Genomic DNA, 21,205 nt, shown 5'->3' on the forward strand with positions numbered 1-21,205 from the left:
CGACGAGGCCCTGGGCCCCGGCCCGCGCCGGGGCGACGGTGTAGCGATTGGCTCTTGCACCGCAGGCGGATGCGGGTCCCGTCACATGGGCATCCACCGGCCGTCCGCCGGCGTCGCGCTCTGGCAGAATCGACGGCTCCACAGCCTCCGGGGAAGTCCTGATGCGTGCCGAAGCCGCACCGGCGAATGCGCCGAGCCGCGTCCTGTTCGCCAGCCTGATCGGCACCACCATCGAGTTCTTCGACTTCTACATCTACGCCACCGCGGCGGTGCTGGTGTTCCCGCGGCTGTTCTTCCCGGCGGGCGACCCGGCCTCGGCCACGCTGCAGTCGCTGGCGACCTTCGCGCTGGCGTTCTTCGCGCGGCCGGTGGGCTCGGCGCTGTTCGGCCACTTCGGCGACCGCGTGGGGCGCAAGGCCACGCTGGTGGCGGCGCTGCTCACCATGGGCCTGTCCACGGTGGCGATCGGCCTGCTGCCCACCTACGACCGCATCGGCGTGGCGGCGCCGGCGCTGCTGGCGCTGTGCCGCTTCGGCCAGGGCCTGGGGCTGGGCGGCGAGTGGGGCGGGGCGGTGCTGCTGGCGGTGGAGAACGCGCCGCCGGGCAAGCGCGCCTGGTACGGCATGTTCCCGCAGCTGGGCGCGCCGATCGGCTTCTTCCTGTCCACCGGCCTGTTCCTGTGGCTGACCGCGGCGATCGGCGACGCGGCGTTCTTCGCCTGGGGCTGGCGCGTGCCGTTCCTGGGCAGCGCGGCGCTGGTGCTGCTGGGCCTGTGGATGCGCCTGCGGCTGACCGAGACGCCGGCCTTCGTGCGCGCGATGGCGCAGCGCGAGCGCGTGCGGCTGCCGATGCTCGCGGTGGTGGCGCGGCATCCGCGCGCGCTGCTCGCCGGCACCTTCGCGGCGCTGGCCACCTTCGTGCTGTTCTACCTGATGACGGTGTTCGCGCTGAGCTGGGCCACCAGCCGGCTGGGTTATTCGCGCGAGCGGTTCCTGCTGCTGCAGATGGTCGGCGTGCTGTTCTTCGCGGCGACCATCCCGCTGTCCGCCCGCCTGGCCGACCGGCGCGGCGGGCGCCGCGTGCTGGTGCAGGCGACGGCGCTGATCCTGGCCTTCGGGCTGGTCTTCGCGCCGCTGTTCGCCGCGGGCGGCACCGGCGGCGCGCTGCCGTTCCTGGCGCTGGGCCTGGGCCTGATGGGATTCACCTACGGGCCGCTGGGCACGGTGCTGGCGCACATGTTCCCCACGGCGGTGCGCTACACCGGCGCCTCGCTGGCGTTCAACCTCGCGGGCATCGTCGGCGCCTCGCTGGCGCCGTACATCGCCACCTGGCTGGCGCGCGAGCATGGCCTGGCGTGGGTCGGCGGCTACCTCGCCGGCGCGGCGGCGCTGACCCTGCTGGCGCTGTGGCGCTCGCCGCCCGCGGTCGACTAGCGTTCCGGCCGTCCGGTTGTCGCGGATGTGCGGGCGTTCACTTCAGGAAAACGCCGGCTGGCCGATAAAAAGGCTGGCGCCACAACCTCGGTATCCACGGCATATGTGCCTTCGTTCCTGCCGTTGCTGCGGCATTGCCGCGTCCGGCGACCGCGCACGGCCTCCGCTGGCCGGCCCGGTCGGGCGCACCTTCCGGGCAAGCCGCGGGAGGCGCGCATGAGCCATCACAAGCCGCACGGCCGGCACGGCAACCGCGTGGACTGGAACGACCCGCACCTGCAGTCGCTGCTCAGCCGGACCGAGCACTGGAAGCTCGACAACCGCAGCAGCCATGCGCCGCAGGACGTGCAGGTCCACATCGGCTGGGGCGCCAGTACCGGCCGGCCCGGCGTGCTCGTCTACGAGCGCGACCAGGTGATGGTGCTGGAGACCACCTTCCCGATCCAGCAGGGCGAGCACGTGCGCGTGGACCGCATCGCGGCGGACGGCCTGCGCGTGGTGTGGGGCATGGTGGTGGAGAGCCGCGAGGGCCAGCGCGCCGAGGACCGCCTGCACGGCGTGCACGTGCACTGGCTGCACGTGCGCTGAGAGCGGCCGCACGGCGTCGGAGCCGGTTCGAAATCTTCCGGGGAAGAGTGTCGGAAGGACCGTCGGGATGAAGCGCGGGCGGGCGTGGAGGCGGTGCTCGGTGGTTGGCGGCAGGTCGAGCTTGGGCCGGTGGGTGACCACGGGGGCGCGGATCATGCAGATCCAGCAGCACGTCGACCGGCGGCGTGACGTTGACGGCGGCGGGATCGGCCTGGGCGGCGCGAGCAGGGAAAGCCATGTTCCTTCCTCCCGCGGTGCGATGGTGGGGTGCCCGGCACTGATGGGGAGCGCCGGGCGATTCCGGCTTATCCTTCCTGCCTCGCGGAATGCCAACGACACTCAAGGAGGAATCGGCATGACTCGGACTCGCGCGCTGTGGCTGGCCATCGCCTTCGCCGGCGCGGTACCGCCCCATGCGCTGCACGCGCAGGCGGCGGACGGCGGCTCGTGCCGCAACGGCGCCTTTGCGTCGATGCAGGACGGGTTCGCCCTGGCCAAGGTGGCCGGGGCGGGGCGGCTCTATTTCCTCGGCGACATGGACGGCTGCCCGCGCGACGAGCGGGCCTGCCATGCCGGCGGCTACGTGGTGCCCGGCGACACGGTGCTGACCGGCCGCGCGCTGGGCGCCTTCCGCTGCGCCTTCTACCCGAACGACGCGGGCGGCAGCGCCGGCTGGGTGCGGGCGGACCGCCTGCAGCCGCAGCCCGTGCCCGCCGCGCCGCCGCCGCACGCCTGGCTCGGCAAGTGGAAGGACGGCGACAACGCCCTCGTCCTGCGGCGCGAGGGCGGGATGCTGGCGGCGAAGGGCGAGGCGTACTGGCCCTCGGCCGACCCGCCGCAGGAGCAGTTCCCCGGCGGCCCCAACGTGGGCGGGCTGGAAGGCAAGGCCGCGCCCGCGGGCAACCGCGCGGTGTTCGTCGACGGCGAGTGCCGCGTCACCGCCACCCTGGTGGGGTCGCTGCTGGTGGTGGCCGACAACGGCGGGTGCGGCGGCATGAACGTGCGCTTCGACGGCGTGTACCGCCGCCGCTGAAGGCCTGCCTCGCGGCGCGGCGGCACGGCCAGAGGTCATCGACCGGCCCGCTGCGTCGAAGCCGCCGGCCTCGCCGCACGAGGGTGTCCCCGCTTCCTTTGCCGGATCGTCCTGCTTGTCTGCGCGAGCCGCGTAGGCGCGCGCCATTCGCTGGATGGCCTTCCGGTCCTGCGCTTCGGCTTCCTCGATGCGTCGTGCCGATCACGGGCGGCGCGAGCGCGTGCCCGCGATCTTGCGGGGGAACGCACCGGGCGCCGGCAGGTGGAACCCGGCATGGGCGCGCATGTTCCGCCCATGGTGGACATCGTTGTCAGCCCTTGACCTGCCGGCACCCGCGCGTCGATCCCGCGGCGAGCCGCGAGGCCCGCCACCGGCGGGAGCGGGGCGCGGCCGCGGCCGGCGTCCGGCCATCGTGACGCCGGGGGCCTGGCCGGATCCTTCCCCCTCCCGCCATGCGCAACGGCGACGGTTCCCGGCACCCGGCCGCCCGCCGCGCACGGCGGCGACCGGGCGGAAGGCGGTTTCGGCTGGGGCATCACATTTTCACGGCATATCCATAGACAACGTTGTCATAAACGGTTAAAGAAGGCGTCGCTTCACCCCCACTGCAAGCGCCGGCACGCATGGAGGCAGGGAGGCGACGATCCCCGCGCGGACGCCAGGAAGGGCCGCGAGATCGCCGAGGCGACCCGTAGCGATGCACTCAACCTGGAGACAGAGCCATGTTCGTGAAGCGATCGGCTGTGTGGTCAAGCTTGGTTTTCGGCATGCTGGGAAGCGCGGTGGGCACGGGGGCGTCCGTCACCCTGCTCGCGGCGCTGCCCACGGGCGCGGCGTTCGCGCAGAGCCTGCCCGCGTGCGCGGCGGCGTGGAACGCCGCGACGGCCTACTCGGGCGGCGCCACCGCCAGCGAGAACGGGGTCAACTACCTGGCCAACTGGTGGACGCAGGGCGATGACCCCGCCACCAACAACGGCCCCGCCGGCAGCGGCAAGCCGTGGACCTCGCAAGGGGCCTGCGGCGGCTCGGGCGGCGGCTCCGGAGGCGGCGGCACTCCGCCGGGTTCGGGTGACTGCGACGCCGCCTGGAACGCCGCCACCGCCTACAACGGCGGCGCCACGGTCAGCGAGAACGGCGTGAACTACCGCGCCAACTGGTGGACGCAGGGCGACGATCCGGCCACGCACAACGGCCCGACGGGCTCGGGCCAGCCCTGGACCGCGATCGGCTCGTGCACCGGCTCCGGCTCGGGCGGCGACGGCGGCTCCGGTGGCGACGGCGGCTCGGGCGGGGATGGCGGTTCGGGCGGCGACGGCGGCTCCGGCGGCACCGGCTCGCCGAGCGGCCTGCTGTTCAGCCCGTACAAGGACGTCACCATCAACCTCGACTGGAACACCAACGTGATGCGCACGGCCGCCGCCACCGGCAGCCCGATCCCGGTGGTGGGGGCCGGCAGCCTGGTGTCCACCGCGCTGCCGAACCTGGGCGCGATCACCCTGGCCTTCGCCACCGGCGAGTGCGGCAGCGAGAACTGGGGCGGCGTGCCGGCGTCGAGCTTCGCCAGCGCCAACATCCAGGCGCTGTCGAACGCCGGCATCGACTACGTGGTCTCCACCGGCGGCCAGGCCGGCACCTTCACCTGCTCGTCGCCGGCGGGCATGGCCTCGTTCATCGCGCGCTACGCCTCGCCGCACCTGGTCGGCATCGACTTCGACATCGAGGGCGGCCAGACCCAGGCGCAGATCAACAGCCTGGTGGCGCAGGCGGTGTACGCGCAGGGGCTGTACCCGAACCTGCGCTTCTCCTTCACCCTGGCCACGCTGGCCGCCTCCGACGGCAGCTACGGCGGCGTGAACGGCCTGGGCGACATGGTGGTGCGCGCGGTGCTGGCCTCCGGCCTGCAGAACTACACCATCAACCTGATGACGATGGACTACGGCAGCGCCGGGCCGGGCATCTGCGTGGTGTCGGGCGGCAAGTGCGACATGGGCCAGTCGGCGATCCAGGCCGCGCTGAACCTCGAGCACACCTACGGCGTGCCGGCCGGCAAGATCGAGCTGACCCCGATGATCGGCGTCAACGACGTCTCCAGCGAGACCTTCACGGCGGCCGACGTCGACACCGTCGTCAGCTACGCGGCGAGCCACGGCCTGGCCGGCCTGCACTTCTGGTCGCTGGACCGCGACACGCCGTGTTCGGGCAACATGACCACGGCCTCGCCGACCTGCAACTCGGTGAGCGGCACCTCGCCCCTGCAGTACAGCAAGCGCTTCCTCAGCGACCTGGGACGCTGAGCCACGGAGCCGGCGGGGCGGCGCGGCATCGGCCGCCCCGCGCGGCACCCGGCGAGGGCGGGGCTCGCCAGGACGCGCGGTCTCGTGCACCATCGGGCGCGCGGCCTCCCCGGCCGCCCGAACATCCGATTCAGTTTGGCGTCCGTAGAGTCACCCGAATGCGTAACAAATACTTGGCGCTTCCCGTGGCGCTGGCTTTGCTCGCGTCCGTTTCCGGCAAGGATGCCGCCGCCGCCGATGCCGCCGGCGCCGCACCGTCCGCCTCCCGTTCGCGGATTCCCGCGGAACCGTCCGGCGACGGCCTGCCCGCCGCCACGCAGCTGGCCCGGCTGGCGCCGGCCGCCGATCCCCGCGTGCTCGACCTGGCGCTCGCCGCGATGCGCTGCGCGCAGGCCGGCGGCGTGGGACGGGACGCGCGGCGCCTGGCGGTGATCGACTACAGCCGCTCCTCGCTGCGGCCGCGGCTGTGGGTGTTCGACCTGGCGGCCGACCGCCTGCTGTACGAGGAGGTGGTGGCGCACGGGCAGGGCTCGGGCGGCGACGTGCCCACGCGCTTCTCCAACGACGACAACAGCCACGCCTCCAGCCTCGGCCTGTTCGTCACCCGCGACACCTACGTCGGCCACAACGGCTACTCGCTGCGCCTGCAGGGGCTGGACCCGGGCTTCAACGACGCGGCGATGGCGCGCGCGATCGTGATGCACGGCGCGGCCTACGTGAATCCCGCGGCCGGCCGGCAGATGGGGCGGCTGGGCCGCAGCTGGGGCTGCCCGGCGCTGCGCAGCGCGGTGGCCAGGCCGATCATCGACGTGATGAAGGGCGGCCAGTTCGTGTTTTCCTATTATCCCGACCAGGCCTGGCTGGCCCGCTCGGCGCTGCTGAAATGCGCCGCGGCGCGCGGGAAGGCCGCGGTGACGGCCGAGCGGCGCGGCACCGCGCGCAACGGCTCGGCGTAGCCAGCCGGCTTCGCCGGCGGAGGCCCATGATGCCGCGTCTCCTGCTGTGTTTCGTCCTGCTGGCGCTGAGCGGCCTGTCGGTGTGGGCGGCGAGCGCCGTGCCGACCTGGGGCGCGCGCCAGTCCAGCCCGGTGGACACGCCGCCGGCCAGCCTCCGGCCCGGGGAGTGGATCTGGGCCGGCGGCGAGAAGATGGAGGGGCCGCTGGCGGTGATCGTCAGCCTCACCGAGCAGCGCGCCTACGTGTACCGCAACGGCATCCTGATCGGCGTGAGCACGATCAGCAGCGGCCGTCCCGGCTACGAGACGCCGACCGGCGTGTTCGCCATCCTGCAGAAGGACAGGAACCACCGCTCCAACAAGTACGACAACGCGCCGATGCCCTACCAGCAGCGCCTGACCTGGGACGGCGTGGCGCTGCACGCCGGCGGGTTGCCGGGCTACCCGGAGTCGCACGGCTGCGTGCACCTGCCCACCGAGTTCGCGCGCCGGCTGTTCGACGTCACCAACCTGGGCATGACCGTGGTGGTGTCCAAGGAGGGCAGCGCGCCGGTCAGCGTGGTGCATCCGCGCGCGATCAGCCCGATCGACCCGCAGAGCGGCAACGAGCGCGCGATCCCGCCGCTGGCCGACGGCGAAGCCTTCAGCTGGCATCCGCAGGACGCGCCCGCGGGGCCGCTGTCGTTGGTGCTCAGCGTGGCGGACCAGCGCGTGGTGGTGTACCGCAGCGGCGTCGAGATCGGCCGCTCGCGCATCGCCGTGCGCGATCCGCTGCCCGGCACGCACGCCTTCATCGTGGCCGACGGCTACATGCCCGACCAGCTGCAGTGGGCCGGCGTGCGCATGCCCAACTGGATCACCATCGGCATCCCCGGCCATGCCGACGAGGGCGGCAAGCCGGTGGAGGCGGAACTGATCAACCGCGTCACCGTGCCGCCGGAGTTCATGGCGCGGCTGATGCCGCTGTTGACGCCCGGCGTGGTGCTGCTGGCGACCGACGCGCCGATCCTCCCCGGCACCAGCGGCGGCCCGTTGCAGGTGCTGGATTCGGACCCTCCTGCGACGACGCCCTAGGCCGCTCGTCGTTGCCATCGCGGGCGTGCCGCCGCGCGCATGAAAATTTCTTCATGCCGGCGCGCCCGGCGCCGGCGGCGCGGCGCGCTACCATGGAACGGGGCCGGCGAGGGACGCATGCCGCACGGCATCCGCATGGCGCGCCGCGCATGCCTCGACGGTCCGGTCTCTTTAGCTTCTCCCGCGATCCGTCCCCCAAGGAGCACATCGATGGAATACAGGCAACTCGGCCGTTCCGGCCTTCGCGTCCCCGCGCTCAGCTTCGGCACCGGCACCTTCGGCGGCCGCGGCGACTTCTTCGGCGCCTGGGGCCACACCGAGGTGGAGGAGGCGCGCCGCCTGGTCGACATCTGCCTCGAGGCCGGCGTCACGCTGTTCGACAGCGCGGACATCTATTCGGCCGGCCGCTCGGAGGAAGTGCTGGGCGAGGCGCTGAAGGGCCGGCGCCACGAGGCGCTGATCTCCACCAAGGCCACCTTCCGCGCGGGCAAGGGGCCCAACGACGTGGGGTCCTCGCGCTTCCACCTGATCGAGGCGGTGGACGCGGCGCTCAGGCGCCTGCAGACCGACTACATCGACCTGTTCCAGCTGCACGGCTTCGACGCGCTCACGCCGGTGGAGGAGACGCTGTCCACGCTGGACGACCTCGTGCGCGCCGGCAAGATCCGCTACGTGGGCTGCTCCAACTTCTCCGGCTGGCACCTGATGAAGTCGCTGGCCGTGGCCGACCGCCATGGCTGGCCGCGCTACGTGGCGCACCAGGCCTACTACTCGCTGGTCGGGCGCGACTACGAGTGGGAGCTGATGCCGCTGGGCCTGGACCAGGGCGTGGGCGCGCTGGTGTGGAGCCCGCTGGGTTGGGGCCGCCTCACCGGCAGGATCCGCCGCGGCCAGCCGCTGCCCGCCACCAGCCGCCTGCACAAGACCGGCGAGGCCGGCCCGCCGGTGGCCGACGAGTACCTCTACGAGGTGGTCGACGCGCTGGACGAGATCGCCGCCGAGACCGGCAAGAGCGTGCCGCAGATCGCGCTGAACTGGCTGCTGCAGCGGCCGACCGTGTCCAGCGTGATCGTCGGCGCGCGCGACGAGGCGCAGCTGAGGCAGAACCTCGGCGCGGCCGGCTGGAACCTGACGCCGGAGCAGGTGGCCCGGCTCGACGCGGCCAGCCGGCCGGCGAAGGCGTATCCGTACTGGCACCAGGCCGGCTTCGCCGAGCGCAACCCGCCGCCGGTGGACGGCTGAGCGTCCGCGCCTTCGCGGGCATCGCCGCGGCGCCCGGCGGGGCCGCGGCTCCGGCGCGGCGGCGGGCTTCAGCCGCCGGACTGGCGCGCGGCGCGGCGCTCGCGCAGATAGGCGGCCAGCTCGTCCCTGGAGAGCTGGCCGTCATGGTTCGCGTCGATCGCGTCGAACTGCCCGGCCAGGCGCGGCATGCCCTGCGCGGCCTCGTCGCGGCTCAGCTGGCCGTCGTGGTTGGCGTCGGCGGCGTCGAAGCGTTCCTTCAGCTTGGCGGCGATCTGCTGGGCGCGACCGCCGCCCTGGGCGCAGGCGCCGACGGATACCGCGAACAGGGCAAGGCCCGCGGCGAGGGCCAGGCGTGGCAGGTGGGATGGCATCGTGGGTTCTCTCCGGTGCGTGCCGCAGTGCGGCGGTGCGCGCCAGCTTAGGCGCGCCCGCGCGCCGTGGCGCGGCGCGCGGCGACGCAAATGTGAGCGGATTTTTCCAGGCGGCGCGCAGCCACATCCGCTTACAGGCGCGTCCTTCGCGCACCGCGCGGGTGCACAGGGAGTGAACCATCCGGCCGGGAGCCAGTCTCAGCAGGAACGGGCAAACGGGATGACGAGCGTGGCGAAGAAGCAACGGCAATCCTCGGACCGCTGGCTGGTGACCATCGTGGTGCTGCTAGCGCTGGCGGCGGCGGGCGTGCTGGTCTGGCGCAAGTGGGCGCCGACGCCGGCCGGCGCGCCCGCGCCGGCGCCGGCTCCCGCCGCTTCCGCGGCGAGGCCGGCGGGCATGCCTCCGTCCGCCGCCCTCGCCGCGCCGACCGCCGCGCCCGCGCCGGCCTCCACCGCGCAGCTTCCCGCGCTGGACGACAGCGACGCCGACGTGGCCGCGGCGCTGGCCGGCCTGGCCGGCGGCGACCTGCGCGCGCTGCTGCTGCCCGACCAGGTCGTGCGGCGCATCGTCGCCACGGTGGACGCGCTGCCGCGGCAGGCGCTGCCGGTGCGGCTGCTGCCGCTGCGCACGCCGCGCGGCGCGTTCCTGGTGGCGGAGCAGGCGGGCGGCGCCACGATCGATCCGCGCAACGCGGCGCGCTACCAGCCCTACCTGCGCCTGGCGGCGGCGACCGATCCGCAGGCGCTGGCGCGCTGGTACGCGCGCGCGTACCCGCTGTTCCAGCAGGCCTACCGCGAGCTCGGCTATCCCAAGGGACAGTTCCACGACCGCCTGCTGGCGGCCATCGACGACATGCTGGCCGCGCCCGAGCCGGCCGCGCCGCCGGCGCTGGTGCGGCCGAAGGTGTTCTACGAGTTCGCCGATCCCGGCCTCGAGGCGCGGTCGGCGGGGCAGAAGCTGATGATCCGCCTCGGCCCGGACGGCGAGGCCGCGGCGAAGGCCCGGCTGCGCGCGCTGCGGGAGGCGCTGGCGGCCGTGCATCCGGCGGGCTGAGCGGTTCGCGCCTGTCTTGCCGGCTTTCCGCCGTGGCGACGGGGCGCCGGTGCCGCGCGTGGCGACGGGCTTCGGGATTTCGCGCGGCCGCTGCGAGGTGCGCGCCGGCGTCGACCTGCACGGCCGGCGCGCGGCCGTCATCGCGGCGCGGCGCCCTGCGCGCCCGGCCCGGACAACGCCGGGCGCCTGCTGGCGCATGGCCGCGCTTGTTGGCCGGCGCGGCTTGCTCTTAAAGTCCGCGCTCCACGCGCGCCCGAGATGCCCATCATGTCCGCCGGCCACCGTCTCCTGAAGTTCACCCGCCAGCTGCACCTGTACCTGGGCGTGTTCACCGCGCCGATGCTGCTGTTCTTCGCGGTCACCGGCGGCCTGCAAACCTTCGGTTGGCACGAGGCGGCGCGCGACGGCAGCGGCTACCGCCCGCCGGCCTGGCTGGCCAGCCTGTCGATGCTGCACAAGAAGCAGACCACGGTGGCGCCGGCGCGCCGGCCGCGCCCGGAGGCGGCCGGCGCGGAGCGGGCCGCGGCCCCGACGGCGGACGCGCAGGCCGGAACGGGCGAGCACCGGCCGCCGGCCGGCGCGGAAGCGCGGCCGCCGCGCACGCCGCCGAGGCACCTGCTGCCGATGAAGATCTTCTTCGTGCTGGTCTCGCTGGGGCTGCTGCTGTCCACGCTGACCGGCGTCTACATGGCCTACCGCTTCACCCGCCGGCCGCGGCTGGTCAGTGCGCTGCTCGCGGCGGGCGTGGCGGTGCCGGTGCTGCTGGCCCTGCTCTGAGAGCCTGTTCACGATCTACCGTCGGTCCGGCTATTCCCTCTCCGTCATTCCTGCGGAAGCAGGAACCCAGTGACTTTCCCTGGAAAAGTCAGCGCCGCTGGATCCCAGCTTTCGCTGGGATGACGTTTCATGGGGGGGATACTTGGAGATCGTGAACAGGCTCCGAGGCGCGGGCGCGCCGCGTGTTTCCTGCCGCGCCGCGAAGCGGCACCATCGCCGGCGTCGCGCGCTTCATCATCCACCGCCATGCCCGCTCGCCGTCCACCATCCGATAGGCAGCCCGACCTGCTCGGCGATGCCGCGCCGCCGGCGGTGCATCGCCTGTTCCTCGCCCTGATGCCGGACGCGGCGGTCCGCGAGCGGCTCGCGCGGCTCGCGCGCGCGCTGCGCGAGCGGCATCCCGCGCTGCGGGCGCGCTGGGTCGATCCGGCGCGCTACCACGCCACGGTGTACTTCCTCGGCGACCATGCCGGGCTGCGCGCGGACGTCGTGGCCGCCGCGCAGGCGGCCATGGCCACGCTGCGCGTCGCGCCGTTCGCCTGGACGCTGGACTACGCCGCGAGCTTCCGCGGCCGCCTGCCGCCATGCGTGCTGCGCGGTTCGGCCACGCCGGCGCCGCTGCAGCAGCTGCGGGAGGAACTGCGCCGGACGCTGGCGGCGTCGCTGCGCGGCGTGCCGGTCGAACGCGGCTTCACGCCGCACGTCACGCTGGCCTACAGCCGCGGCGGCCTGCTGGAGAACACGCCGGTGGAGCCGGTGGACTGGCGCGTGGACGAGCTCGCGCTGGTCCACAGCGTGGCGGGCGAGCCGCACTACCGGGTGCTGGCGCGCCGGCGGCTGGGCACGGAGGAATGAAAACGGCCTGTCGCCGCCTCAGCTGAAGATCGTGCGCGCGTGGAACGGCAGCGGCCGCGCGCCGGCGTGGACCACCGCCGGCTCGATCTGCGCCAGCCGGTCGCCGGGCGCGTCGATCACCACCAGGATGTGGCCGCGGTCGATCTCGCTCCTGAACTTGCGGTCGACCGGGTCGGGCACCTCGGAGCCGACCAGCGCGCCGATCCAGGCGCCGGCGATGGCGCCGATCGCGGCGATCACCAGCGCGGTGGAGAACTGGAAGGCCGGCGCCAGCCATTCGGCGGCCAGCCCGAGCGCGAGGCCGCTGACGCCGCCCCAGACGACGCCGCGCCGCGCGGCGGGGTAGAAGTCGTTGCGGCCGAGCAGCCGGTGGTCGGGGATCTGCGCCTGCTCGATGTCCTCGCGGGCGAGGAAGGCGATGTCCGCGTCGTCCACGCCGGCGCGGTGGGCGGCGGCCATCGCGGCGCGGGCGGTGGCAAGGTCGCGGGTGGCGAATACGCAGCGGGTCTTCATGGCGGTCTCCGGTCCGGGCAGGCCGCGCGCCCGGCGGCGCAGCCGGGGATCGGCAGGCCGGGCGTGTGGGGACTTCAGGCCCGTCATGCTGCTCCTTCGCGCGTGACCGGCGCGTTGCCCCGAAGTGAAGCGATCGTCGCGCGCGTCTGCCTGCGCGCCGGCGTCAGCGCGCCGCGCCGCCGCCGGGGACGTCGATGCGCCAGCGCGCGAGGCGGCGGCCGTCGCGGTCGCTGAAGACGAGCTCGTAGCGGCCGGGGCGCAGGTACAGCTCGCCCGCGGTGGCGCCGCCGGCGGGACGCGGGCGGTCGCGCGGCGGCGGCCTTGGCGGCGGCGGATCGAACAGCAGGCGGTCGGCGGGGATCGCGTCGTCGCCCTCGCCGGCGTAGCGCGCCTCGACCAGGCAGGGATAGTCGCCGCGGCAGGGCACCTCGCCGCTGACGAAGTAGGGCCGGCGCAGCCCGCCCAGCGCGAGCCAGTCGGGCCGCCCGCGGCGCAGCCGCGGCGGCGGGAACAGCACGCTGACGTCGTAGCCGGCGCGCAGCGCCCACGGCCGGCCGTCGCGCAGGAACGCCACGGGCGCCTGCGGGTGCAGCCGCTGCACCGCCGCCGTGTAGTAGGGATGGTCCTGCGCGGCGTCGGGGTGCGGGATCAGCATGGTCTGCTCGACGGTGAGCGGGTCGATGCCGCTGATCGCGCGGAAGTGCTCGGCCATCGAGGCGCCGCCCAGGTACGGCCCTTCCTCGACGATGTGCGCGTAGCCGGCGTCGACCACCAGCCGCGCCGCCGGATCGCGCCCGAACACCCGCTCGTAGAGGTTGCGCGCCTGCGCGCGCTCGCGCGCGTCGTCGCTGCCGCCGTCGCCGGCCTCGTAGGCGACCACCTTGAAGCCGAGCTTCAGCGCGGTGCGCACCATCTCCGCGCAGACCGGCTCGCGCGTGTAGAAGCCGCTGGCCGCGGTGGGGTAGCCGCGCGCCTGCAGCTGCGCGTCGTCCGGGTAGAGCGTCTCGGCGGCGAAGTAGTCGAAGCCCTCCGCGCGCAGCTTCGCCAGCAACTGCACGGTGAGGCTGCGGGTGAGCGGGATGTGGTGCGCCTCGTTGAGGAACACTGCGCGGTAGTTCCGCGCCAGCGCGGGGATCGCCTCCAGCGCGGGCACCGCCGCGTAGCCCGCGTCCAGCGGCGAGGGGCGGTCGCCGGGCTGCAGGCTCTCCTGCACCGAGAAGCTGGCCTGCGCGTGCGGGTAGTCGCCGACGTAGCTCTGGTACCAGGCCAGGTACTGGCTGAACACCAGGTCGAAGGCGCGATCCTTCGGGTCGGACGCCTGCAGCGCGTCCATCATCGCCAGGTACTGCGCCAGCAGGCCGTGGCGGCGGTCGGCCTCGTGCATGATCCGCTCGGCCCTGTCGGCCGCGGCGAACTGCGCGGCGCGCCACTGCGCGGCGGTCTGGGCCTGGCCCGCGGCGGCGCAGGCCAGGCCCAGCAGCAGGCTCCAGCGCGGGAACCTGCGCGCCGGCATCAGCCCTTCGGCTTGCGGAAGCGGTAGACGAACTGGTCGGTGTGGCCGCGGATCGACTTGTCGAACACCTTGACGGTGTGCGGGTCGGCCGGGTTGCGCAGCACGGCGCTCTCGCCGTCGAACACGAAGCCGGCCGCCTCGACCTGCTTCTTCACAATGGCCGGGTCGATGCGGTGCAGGGTGTCGGTGTCGCGCAGGCCCGAGCCGGCCGGCGCCACGTGGTCGATCACCACGAACACGCCGCCGGGCTTGAGCGCGGCGAACACCTGCCTGTCGAAGGCGAGCAGGTCCACCTTGCCCATGAAGGGGTCGGGATAGTCGTGGTAGTTCTGCGAGGTGAACACCACGTCCACCGGCTCCGGCGCGCCCAGCTTGGCGGCCGGCTGGGTGAGCACGCTGACGTTGGCGTAGTGCGCGTCGGCGGCGAGCGTGCGCGAGGCGGACAGGCCGTCGGCGTCCTCCCTGGCGTACTCGTCCGGCCACAGCGCGTAGACGTGCCCCCCGGGCCCGACCACGGCGCTGAACACGCGGGTGAAGTAGCCGCTGCCGGGGATCAGCTCCAGCACCTTGTCGCCGGGCTTGACCTGGCTGAAGGCGACGAGCTGGGCGATCTTGCGGCGGTCGTCGTTGACGGCGTCGGCCTGGCGGGCGGGATCGGCCACCGCCTTGGCGACGTAGTCCGGGATCGCGGCGGGGGTCTTGCCGGCGGCGGCGGCGGCGGCGGGCAGGGCGAGCGCGAGCAGTGCGGCGAGCAGGGTGGTGCGCATGGCGTGCTCCTGGCGGGGAAGGGTGCGCCGATTGTGCGCCCGAAGCGGTGGGGGCGGGGCATGACTTCCAGCACGTCGCGCGCATGGACGCGGCCCGGCCGGCTGCCTACCATGGCCCGGCTTTCCGCCCGCAACCGAGGACGACGAAGTGAAGAAGCTGCTTGCCTGTGCCGTCGCGTTCGCGCTGGGTTCCGCCGCGGTGGCGGCCGACGCGCCGGCGTTCGACCCGCACCGCCTTTCCGCCGAGGTGAAGACCCTGTCCTCCGACGCCTTCGAGGGCCGCGGCCCGGCCACGCCGGGCGAGGCGAAGACGATCGACTACGTGGTGGCGCAGCTGCGGGCCGCCGGCGTGCAGCCGGGCGGCGAGCTCAAGGACGGCAGGCGCGGCTGGACGCAGGCGGTGCCGCTGCTGCGCGCGGAGATCGTCGGCGCGCCGGCGCTGTCGCTGCGTCTGGGCGGCCGCACGCAGGCGCTGACGCAGGGCGAGCAGATCGTCGTGCGCGCCGCGCTGGACGGCTCGCGCCGGGTCGACATCGAGAACGCGCCGCTGGTCTTCGTCGGCTACGGCGTGAAGGCGCCGGAGCGGCACTGGGACGACTACAAGGGCGTGGACCTGCACGGCAAGATCGCGGTGGTGCTGGTCAACGACCCCGACTTCGAGAGCGGCCAGGGCGACTTCGGCGGCAAGGCGATGACCTACTACGGCCGCTGGACCTACAAGTACGAGGAAGCCGCGCGCCAGGGCGCGCTGGGCGTGCTGGTGGTGCACGAGACCAGGCCGGCCTCCTACGGCTGGGCCACGGTGAAGAACTCCAACACCAACGCGATGTTCGACATCGTGCGCGAGCATCCGGCCGAGGCGCACACCAGGCTGGAGGGCTGGATCCAGCGCGACCTCGCGGCGGCGATGCTCAGGGCCGCGGGGCTGGACTTCGACGCGCTGAAGAAGCAGGCGCAGACGCGCGACTTCAGGCCGGTGGAGCTGAAGGGCGAGAGCCTGTCGGCGAAGTTCGCGGTGGACGCGAAGGTGATCACCACGCACAACATCGTCGGCCTCGTGCCGGGCAGCAAATACCCCGGCGAGACGGTGATCTACAGCGCGCACTGGGACCACCTGGGCGTCGGCGCGCCCGACGCCAAGGGCGACCGCATCTACAACGGCGCGGTGGACAACGCCACCGGCACCGCCGCGCTGATCGAGATGGGCCGCGCCTTCGCGCGCGGCCCGCGGCCCGAGCGCTCGGTGGTGCTGCTCAACGTCACCGCCGAGGAGAAGGGCCTGCTCGGCTCGGAGTACTACGCCACCCACCCGCTCTACCCGGCGGGCAGGACGGTGGGCGTGATCAACATGGACGCGCTCGACCCGCACGGCCCGGCGCGCAACTTCTCCATCTCGGGCAGCGCCCGGCTCGGCCTGCTCGACGACCTGGTCGCCGTGGCGAAGGCCCACGGCATGAGCTACGCGCCCGACCCGCACCCGGAGGCGGGCAGCTTCTTCCGCTCCGACCACTTCTCCTTCGCCAAGCAGGGCGTGCCGGCGATCTCCTACGAGTCGGGCAACGACTGGGTGGACGGCGACGTGGCGGCGGGCGAGGCGGCCAGCAAGGCCTACACCGAGGCGCACTACCACCAGCCGTCGGACGAATGGCAGGCGGACTGGAGCTTCACCGGCATGGCGCACGACCTGGGGATGCTCTACACGCTGGGCGCGCGGTTGGCCAACTCGCGCGAGTGGCCGAACTGGGCGAATGACTCGGAGTTCCGCGCGCTCCGCGACCGCACGGTCGCCGAGCGCCGCTGACCGGGCACGCCGAACGCGGCGGGGGAGCGAACTCCGCCGCCGCGCTGCTTCGGCGCTGCGCCGTCAGTGCGTGGTGCTGGACGGCGCCGGCTCGCTGGGCGGCGGCGACATCGGCGCGGTGCTGGACGGCGGCGGCATCGCCGTGCTCGCCGGGGCGGGCGTGGCGGGCGTCGTCGGTGCCGGGGCGGTGGAGGCCGGCGGCGGCGCGGCCGGCTGGGTCTCGTCGCCGCCCTGCTGCTTGCCGCAGGCCGCCAGGCCGACGGTGGTCGCCAGCAGCAGGCTCCAGTAGATCGGTTGTCGTTTCATGCTGTTTCCTCCGGGGCAGGAATCCAGAAAGGGCCGGCGCGGTGCATGGCCGGCACCGGACGTCGACCGATCCTGCACGGCCCGGCTTGAAAGTCGCGTCATCGGCGGATGAAATCGCCGTTGCGGCGGCAACGCGCGGCCTTGGCCGGCCTGCGCAAGCGTCTGTTCAACAAAGAGCGCCAGGAAGGCAGCGGGATGAAGCGCTGACAGGTGGGTGTGGAACAGTGCTGGCCGTTCCTCCATCGCATCCCGCGCTTCGGCCAGGCCGAGTCATGCTCGACCACCTGGCACCGGGCATGACCTCGACGGGCCTGGCATCGGGACCGTCGGCGGTCGCGGCGGGATGATCGCGGCCGGAGGCCGCTCCCATCCGTGCCCCCACAGGGAGCCTCGCAAGCCCGGTGGGAGCGGCCTCCGGCCGCGATGCCCGGACCCTCGCCCCGCACCCGCCATGCCGCGCCGTCGCGGACCGCCGTCCACTCCCCTTTCCTCGAAGGCGGCGCCATCCATGGCGCCTCCCCGCGTGCCTTCGCTTTTCCTTGGCCCGCACGCAGACGGCTCCGGCACGAGGTACGAGGAGATCGTGAACAGGTTCTAAGATGCCCGTTCCAAGATGCCCGCTCCGCAACGACCGCCAGCCGCCGATGCAGCCCCCAGCGCCGCCCCCGCCATCCGATCCCGTGCCGGACGACCCCCGCCCGCGGCCGCCGGAGGAGCCCGCGCCCGGCGACTGCTGCGGCGGCGGCTGCGCGTACTGCGTCAACGACCGCTACGCGGAGGAGCTGGCGGCCTACCGCGAGGCCCTTGCCGCATGGCTGCGCCGCCATCCCGGGGCCGCGCCGTGAGCCAGGTTCCGGCGCGGCTCGGCGCCGCGGCGCTGGCGGGCATCGCCGTGTTCGTGCTGGTCTGCGCGGCGGCGCTGGGCCTGCGCGGACCTGGACTGGCTGCGCGCGCCGCTCAGCTGCTACCTGCTCGGCGCCGGCGGCGCGTCCGTGCAGGCGGCCTACCTGCTGCTCGCCTGCGCGCTGGCCGCGCTCGGGGCCGGCTACTACCGCGCGCTGGCGCCGCCCGCGCGCAGCGCGGCGCCGCTGCTGCTGTTCGTCGCCGCCGGCCTGGCGCTGGCGGTGACCGCGCTGGCGCGCACCGACGTGCCGGAGCGGCCGTCCAACCTGGCCGGCTACGTGCACGGCGTGGCGGCCTCGGCCAGCTTCCTCTGCGCCACCTGCGCGATGCTGCTGCAATCGTGGCGGCTGCGCGGCGACCCGCGCTGGCGCGGCCGCTTCGCCCTGGGCCTCGCGTGGGCCGGGGCCTGTTTCGCGGGGATGTGGCTGCAGGTGCTGTGGCGGGCGCCGCTGCGCGGGCTGGAGCAGAAGCTGCTGATCCTGCTGATCGCGGGCTGGCTGGCCTGGGCGGCCGACGGCCTGCGCCGCTGCGTGGGACGTCCGGACTGCCAGACGTCCAATCGCGGCGCGGCGTGATCGCCGCCACGGCTTCATGTTGCGGTGCATTGATCGATCCCGGCAGGCCGGTTACAGTCCCCAGCTTGACCGGATGGGGGAGTTCCATGACGAAACGAGCCTTGGCCCTCGCGGCCTCGACGCTGCTGCTGGCCGCCTGCGGCCGCCAGGACACGCGCACGCCGGTGCCGCTGCAGCAACTGGTGCAACCCGCCTCGGCGCCTTGGCTGACGCTGCCGCAGGATGCGTTCGACGTGCCGGTGCGCGGCGCCGACGGCAAGGTGGTGCTCAATCCGTCGCCGTCGGTGCCCGAGGTGCTGCAGGCGCAGCTGCGCCACGCCGCCCAGCCGGAGTACTACACCGACCTGGTGGTGTCCTGCGATGGTCTGAAGACCGGCATGCGCGTGGACACGCCGGAGGACGGCCCGAGCAGCGCGACGCTGGACCTGGCCCTGCACTGCCGCATCAACGCGCGCGGCATCTTCACCGACCGCGGCTACGCCGCGCACCCGACGTTGCCGGTGCCGGCGGACCAGAACTACGCCCGGCTGTTCACCGCGCTGCTCGATGCGGCTGGCAAGGACGTCGCCGGCCGGCTGGCCGCCGACATCCACGCCAGCCGGCGCTGAGCGCCTGTTCCAAATCTTGCGGGGAAAGAGCGCCAGGAAGGCTGGCAGGATGAAGCGCGGGCGGGCGTGGGGTGGCGCGAGCCGTGCTTCCATCGTTTCCCGTGCTTCTCCGGCTATGCAAGGCCGCGCTCGCGCATTTGGCACCGGGGCGCGGTCTCGCGTCAGACCGATCGCGGCCTCCGGCCGCGATGCCCAGACCATCGGGCCCACGGCGGCGCGGCATGACGGGCATGGCGGGCATGGGGCGATGGAAAAGCGCGAACCGGCGCTGAGGCGCGGCGCGCTCACGCCGCCTCGCGGAACTGGCGGCGCAGGTCCTGCTGGCAGCGCTGCAGCAGCGCGGGGTTGAGCGTGTCCGGGCAGAGCCGGCTCAGGTCCGCCTCGGGCTCCAGCCGCCCGCGCTCGGCCAGCAGCTGCGCCATCGCCAGCGCGTCGGCCGCCTGCAGCGCGCGGCCCAGCGGCGAGGCCGGCGGCGTCGCGGCCTCGGCGCGCTCGGTCAGCGCGCGCGCCACGCCGGCGGGCAGCTCCCAGTACTCGGCGGCGCGCAGCGACAGCTGCGCGCCCAGCTGCATGGCGCCGGCCAGGAACGGGCCGGAGTACGGCGCGGCGGCGGGCGGCGCCTCCTGGTCCAGCAGGCGCACCACCGCGCCGGTGCCGGCGTGGCAGACCATGCCGACCAGGTAGGCCTCGAACGGCTCGCAGCCGAGCTGGCGGCCCAGCCAGGCGCTGGCGTGGGCGCAGCGCTCGGCGTGGTCCCACAGGTGCTGGCCGGCCATGTGGCCGTGCATGCCGGCGCTGGCCTGCAGGATCGGCTTCATCACGTGCTGGGTGGCGACGCGGCGCAGGCCCTCCTGGCCGAGCAGCACCACCGCGTGCTGCAGGCTGTGGATCGGCTGCGCGGTGCGGTAGTGCGCGCTGCCGGTCACCCGCATCACCTCGCCGACCAGCACCGGGTCGCGGCCGATCAGCGCGGCCAGCTGCGAGCCGGCGCTGTTGTCGTTCCTGAGCATGCGCAGCAGCTGCGGCAGCACGGTGGGCAGGCGCGGCAGGCTGCGCACGTCGAAGCGCTCGGTGAGCGCCTGCAGGCGGCGCAGCAGGGCCTGCTCGCCCTCGCGGATCGCGCCGGCTTCGCGGTCCTCGGGCAGGCCGAGCACGAAGCGGTGGAACAGGTCGGCCAGCCGCTCCAGCCGGATCGGCTCGGCGGGCGCGGGCCCGGCCGCTTCCGCGGCCGGCTCCGGCGCGGCCGCGCGCGACGGCCGCCCGGCCGGCACGGCCGGACGCGCCGGCGCGCCGAACAGCCGCCGCCACAGGTTCCACTTGCCTTGGTCCATGCTCCCTCGCCCGTCCTCGCACGCCCGGTTATCGGCCGGGACGGGACGAAATGTAGAGGACGGCGGTTGCATGGCGCGGGGATGCCCCCACTTGCCGGCAGAACTGGACGCCGACGAGGCCGCCGCATGATCCCGCTTTCCATTCTCGACCTGGCCCCGGTCACCCAGGGCAGCGACGCCGCGCAGTCCTTCCGCAACACGCTGGACCTGGCGCGGCTGGGCGAGCGGCTGGGCTACCGCCGCTACTGGCTGGCCGAGCACCACAACATGCCGGGCATCGCCAGCGCGGCCACCGCGGTGCTGATCGGCCACGTGGCGGGCGGCACCTCGACCATCCGCGTGGGCGCGGGCGGCATCATGCTGCCCAACCACGCGCCGCTGCAGGTGGCCGAGCAGTTCGGCACGCTGGCCTGCCTGTACCCGGGCCGGATCGACCTGGGCCTGGGCCGCGCGCCGGGCACCGACCACGCCACGGCGCGCGCGCTGCGCCGCTACTTCGACAGCGCCGACGCCTTCCCGCAGGACGTGCGCGAGCTGCTGCACTACTTCGAGCCGGCCGCGCCGGACCAGCCGGTGCGCGCGGTGCCCGGCGCGGGCCTGGACGTGCCGGTGTGGCTGCTCGGCTCCAGCCTGTTCAGCGCGCGGCTGGCCGCGCAGCTCGGGCTGCCGTTCGCGTTCGCCTCGCACTTCGCGCCGGACCTGATGGACGAGGCGCTGGCGCTGTACCGCCGCGACTTCCGCCCCTCGCCGCGGCTGGCCGCGCCCTACGCCATGCTCGGCCTCAACGCGGTGGCGGCGGACAGCGACGCCGAGGCGCGGCGGCTGTTCACCACCCAGCAGCAGAGCTTCGTCAATCTGCGGCGCGGGCGGCCGGGGCTGATCCCGCCGCCGATCGACGACATCGAGAGCTACTGGACGCCCACCGAGCGGCTCGGCGTGGAGAACGCACTGGCCTGCGCGGTGGTCGGCGGGCCGGCGACGGTCGAGCAGGGGCTGGTGGACTTCATCGCGCGGCACCGTCCGGACGAGCTGATCGTCGCCAGCAACGTCTTCGACCACGCGCTGCGCCGGCGCTCCTACGAGATCCTGGCGCAGGTGCGCGACCGCCTGGCCTAGCTGTGATGTTTCAAGAGGTTGTTCCCCTCTGACCGGAGGGCGAAGCTGATGTCGCCAAACAGCCAGCTTCCATCGGCGAGGGGAACAACATGCACA

At 73.9% G+C, this 21,205-nt stretch carries 21 protein-coding genes; 15 read left to right on the top strand and 6 right to left on the bottom strand.

Annotated elements, in window-relative coordinates:
- Positions 1-161 precede the first annotated feature (161 nt).
- The 7 genes from C7456_RS09940 (at position 162) to C7456_RS09970 (ending at position 8,619) form a co-directional block, all read left to right on the top strand.
- A complete protein-coding gene (locus C7456_RS09940) occupies positions 162-1,433 on the top strand; it encodes an MFS transporter (protein WP_109723583.1) in 1,272 nt (423 codons plus the stop codon).
- Positions 1,434-1,649: 216 nt separating this feature from the next.
- Positions 1,650-2,021, top strand: coding sequence for a hypothetical protein (locus C7456_RS09945; protein ID WP_109723584.1), 372 nt, complete (start codon positions 1,650-1,652; stop codon positions 2,019-2,021).
- Positions 2,022-2,376: 355 nt separating this feature from the next.
- Positions 2,377-3,054, top strand: coding sequence for a hypothetical protein (locus tag C7456_RS09950; protein WP_109723585.1), 678 nt, complete (start codon positions 2,377-2,379; stop codon positions 3,052-3,054).
- A 767-nt stretch (positions 3,055-3,821) separates the two neighbouring features.
- The gene (locus tag C7456_RS09955; RefSeq protein WP_245889823.1) at positions 3,822-5,348 is read left to right on the top strand and encodes a carbohydrate-binding protein; all 1,527 of its coding nucleotides are present in this window, start codon (positions 3,822-3,824) and stop codon (positions 5,346-5,348) included.
- Between the two features lie 158 nt (positions 5,349-5,506).
- On the top strand, positions 5,507-6,304 hold the full coding sequence (locus tag C7456_RS09960; protein ID WP_109723587.1) for a murein L,D-transpeptidase catalytic domain family protein: 798 nt from the start codon (positions 5,507-5,509) through the stop codon (positions 6,302-6,304).
- Positions 6,305-6,330: 26 nt separating this feature from the next.
- Positions 6,331-7,377 carry a L,D-transpeptidase gene (locus C7456_RS09965; protein WP_245889824.1) on the top strand — a complete coding sequence of 349 codons (1,047 nt, stop codon included), beginning with the start codon at positions 6,331-6,333 and terminating at the stop codon, positions 7,375-7,377.
- A 210-nt stretch (positions 7,378-7,587) separates the two neighbouring features.
- Entirely contained in the window at positions 7,588-8,619 is a 1,032-nt protein-coding gene (locus C7456_RS09970) for an aldo/keto reductase (RefSeq protein WP_109723588.1), read from the top strand.
- Positions 8,620-8,687: 68 nt separating this feature from the next.
- On the opposite strand, the gene C7456_RS09975 is transcribed toward C7456_RS09970, so the two are convergent.
- Complete coding sequence (locus tag C7456_RS09975; protein ID WP_109723620.1) at positions 8,688-8,990, bottom strand: EF-hand domain-containing protein; 303 nt, start codon at positions 8,988-8,990, stop codon at positions 8,688-8,690.
- Positions 8,991-9,210: 220 nt separating this feature from the next.
- On the opposite strand from C7456_RS09975, the gene C7456_RS09980 reads away from it, so the two are divergent.
- The 3 genes from C7456_RS09980 to thpR all read left to right on the top strand — a co-directional run bounded on the left by C7456_RS09980 (position 9,211) and on the right by thpR (position 11,676).
- Positions 9,211-10,044 carry a DUF3014 domain-containing protein gene (locus tag C7456_RS09980; RefSeq protein WP_109723589.1) on the top strand — a complete coding sequence of 278 codons (834 nt, stop codon included), beginning with the start codon at positions 9,211-9,213 and terminating at the stop codon, positions 10,042-10,044.
- A 267-nt stretch (positions 10,045-10,311) separates the two neighbouring features.
- Positions 10,312-10,821 carry a hypothetical protein gene (locus C7456_RS09985; RefSeq protein ID WP_109723621.1) on the top strand — a complete coding sequence of 170 codons (510 nt, stop codon included), beginning with the start codon at positions 10,312-10,314 and terminating at the stop codon, positions 10,819-10,821.
- A 246-nt stretch (positions 10,822-11,067) separates the two neighbouring features.
- The gene (gene thpR, locus C7456_RS09990) at positions 11,068-11,676 is read left to right on the top strand and encodes an RNA 2',3'-cyclic phosphodiesterase (protein ID WP_109723590.1); all 609 of its coding nucleotides are present in this window, start codon (positions 11,068-11,070) and stop codon (positions 11,674-11,676) included.
- A gap of 18 nt (positions 11,677-11,694) precedes the next feature.
- On the opposite strand, the gene C7456_RS09995 is transcribed toward thpR, so the two are convergent.
- The 3 genes from C7456_RS09995 to C7456_RS10005 form a co-directional block, all read right to left on the bottom strand.
- Positions 11,695-12,189, bottom strand: coding sequence for a hypothetical protein (locus C7456_RS09995; protein WP_109723591.1), 495 nt, complete (start codon positions 12,187-12,189; stop codon positions 11,695-11,697).
- 163 nt (positions 12,190-12,352) lie between these two features.
- On the bottom strand, positions 12,353-13,702 hold the full coding sequence (locus tag C7456_RS10000; RefSeq protein WP_109723592.1) for a hypothetical protein: 1,350 nt from the start codon (positions 13,700-13,702) through the stop codon (positions 12,353-12,355).
- Entirely contained in the window at positions 13,702-14,469 is a 768-nt protein-coding gene (locus C7456_RS10005) for a class I SAM-dependent methyltransferase (RefSeq protein ID WP_109723593.1), read from the bottom strand. The genes C7456_RS10000 and C7456_RS10005 overlap by 1 nt, the downstream gene beginning before the upstream one ends.
- Before the next feature lie 148 nt (positions 14,470-14,617).
- On the opposite strand from C7456_RS10005, the gene C7456_RS10010 reads away from it, so the two are divergent.
- Positions 14,618-16,270, top strand: a complete 1,653-nt coding sequence (locus C7456_RS10010; RefSeq protein ID WP_109723594.1) for a M28 family metallopeptidase — start codon at positions 14,618-14,620, stop codon at positions 16,268-16,270.
- 63 nt (positions 16,271-16,333) lie between these two features.
- On the opposite strand, the gene C7456_RS16835 is transcribed toward C7456_RS10010, so the two are convergent.
- Complete coding sequence (locus tag C7456_RS16835) at positions 16,334-16,576, bottom strand: hypothetical protein (protein ID WP_139943019.1); 243 nt, start codon at positions 16,574-16,576, stop codon at positions 16,334-16,336.
- Between the two features lie 680 nt (positions 16,577-17,256).
- On the opposite strand from C7456_RS16835, the gene C7456_RS10020 reads away from it, so the two are divergent.
- The 3 genes from C7456_RS10020 (at position 17,257) to C7456_RS10030 (ending at position 18,662) form a co-directional block, all read left to right on the top strand.
- Positions 17,257-17,421, top strand: a complete 165-nt coding sequence (locus C7456_RS10020; protein ID WP_425454630.1) for an oxidoreductase-like domain-containing protein — start codon at positions 17,257-17,259, stop codon at positions 17,419-17,421.
- Positions 17,422-17,568: 147 nt separating this feature from the next.
- Entirely contained in the window at positions 17,569-18,054 is a 486-nt protein-coding gene (locus C7456_RS10025) for a DUF998 domain-containing protein (RefSeq protein WP_245889826.1), read from the top strand.
- An 86-nt stretch (positions 18,055-18,140) separates the two neighbouring features.
- Positions 18,141-18,662: a hypothetical protein gene (locus C7456_RS10030; RefSeq protein WP_139943016.1), complete on the top strand. Its 522-nt coding sequence runs from the start codon at positions 18,141-18,143 to the stop codon at positions 18,660-18,662.
- Between the two features lie 284 nt (positions 18,663-18,946).
- On the opposite strand, the gene C7456_RS10035 is transcribed toward C7456_RS10030, so the two are convergent.
- A complete protein-coding gene (locus C7456_RS10035; protein WP_109723599.1) occupies positions 18,947-19,993 on the bottom strand; it encodes an HDOD domain-containing protein in 1,047 nt (348 codons plus the stop codon).
- 126 nt (positions 19,994-20,119) lie between these two features.
- On the opposite strand from C7456_RS10035, the gene C7456_RS10040 reads away from it, so the two are divergent.
- Positions 20,120-21,109, top strand: a complete 990-nt coding sequence (locus tag C7456_RS10040; RefSeq protein WP_109723600.1) for an LLM class flavin-dependent oxidoreductase — start codon at positions 20,120-20,122, stop codon at positions 21,107-21,109.
- Positions 21,110-21,205: the final 96 nt, after the last annotated feature.

Origin of the sequence: Fulvimonas soli (assembly GCF_003148905.1) — a bacterium.
In the GTDB taxonomy this organism is placed as follows: domain Bacteria; phylum Pseudomonadota; class Gammaproteobacteria; order Xanthomonadales; family Rhodanobacteraceae; genus Fulvimonas; species Fulvimonas soli.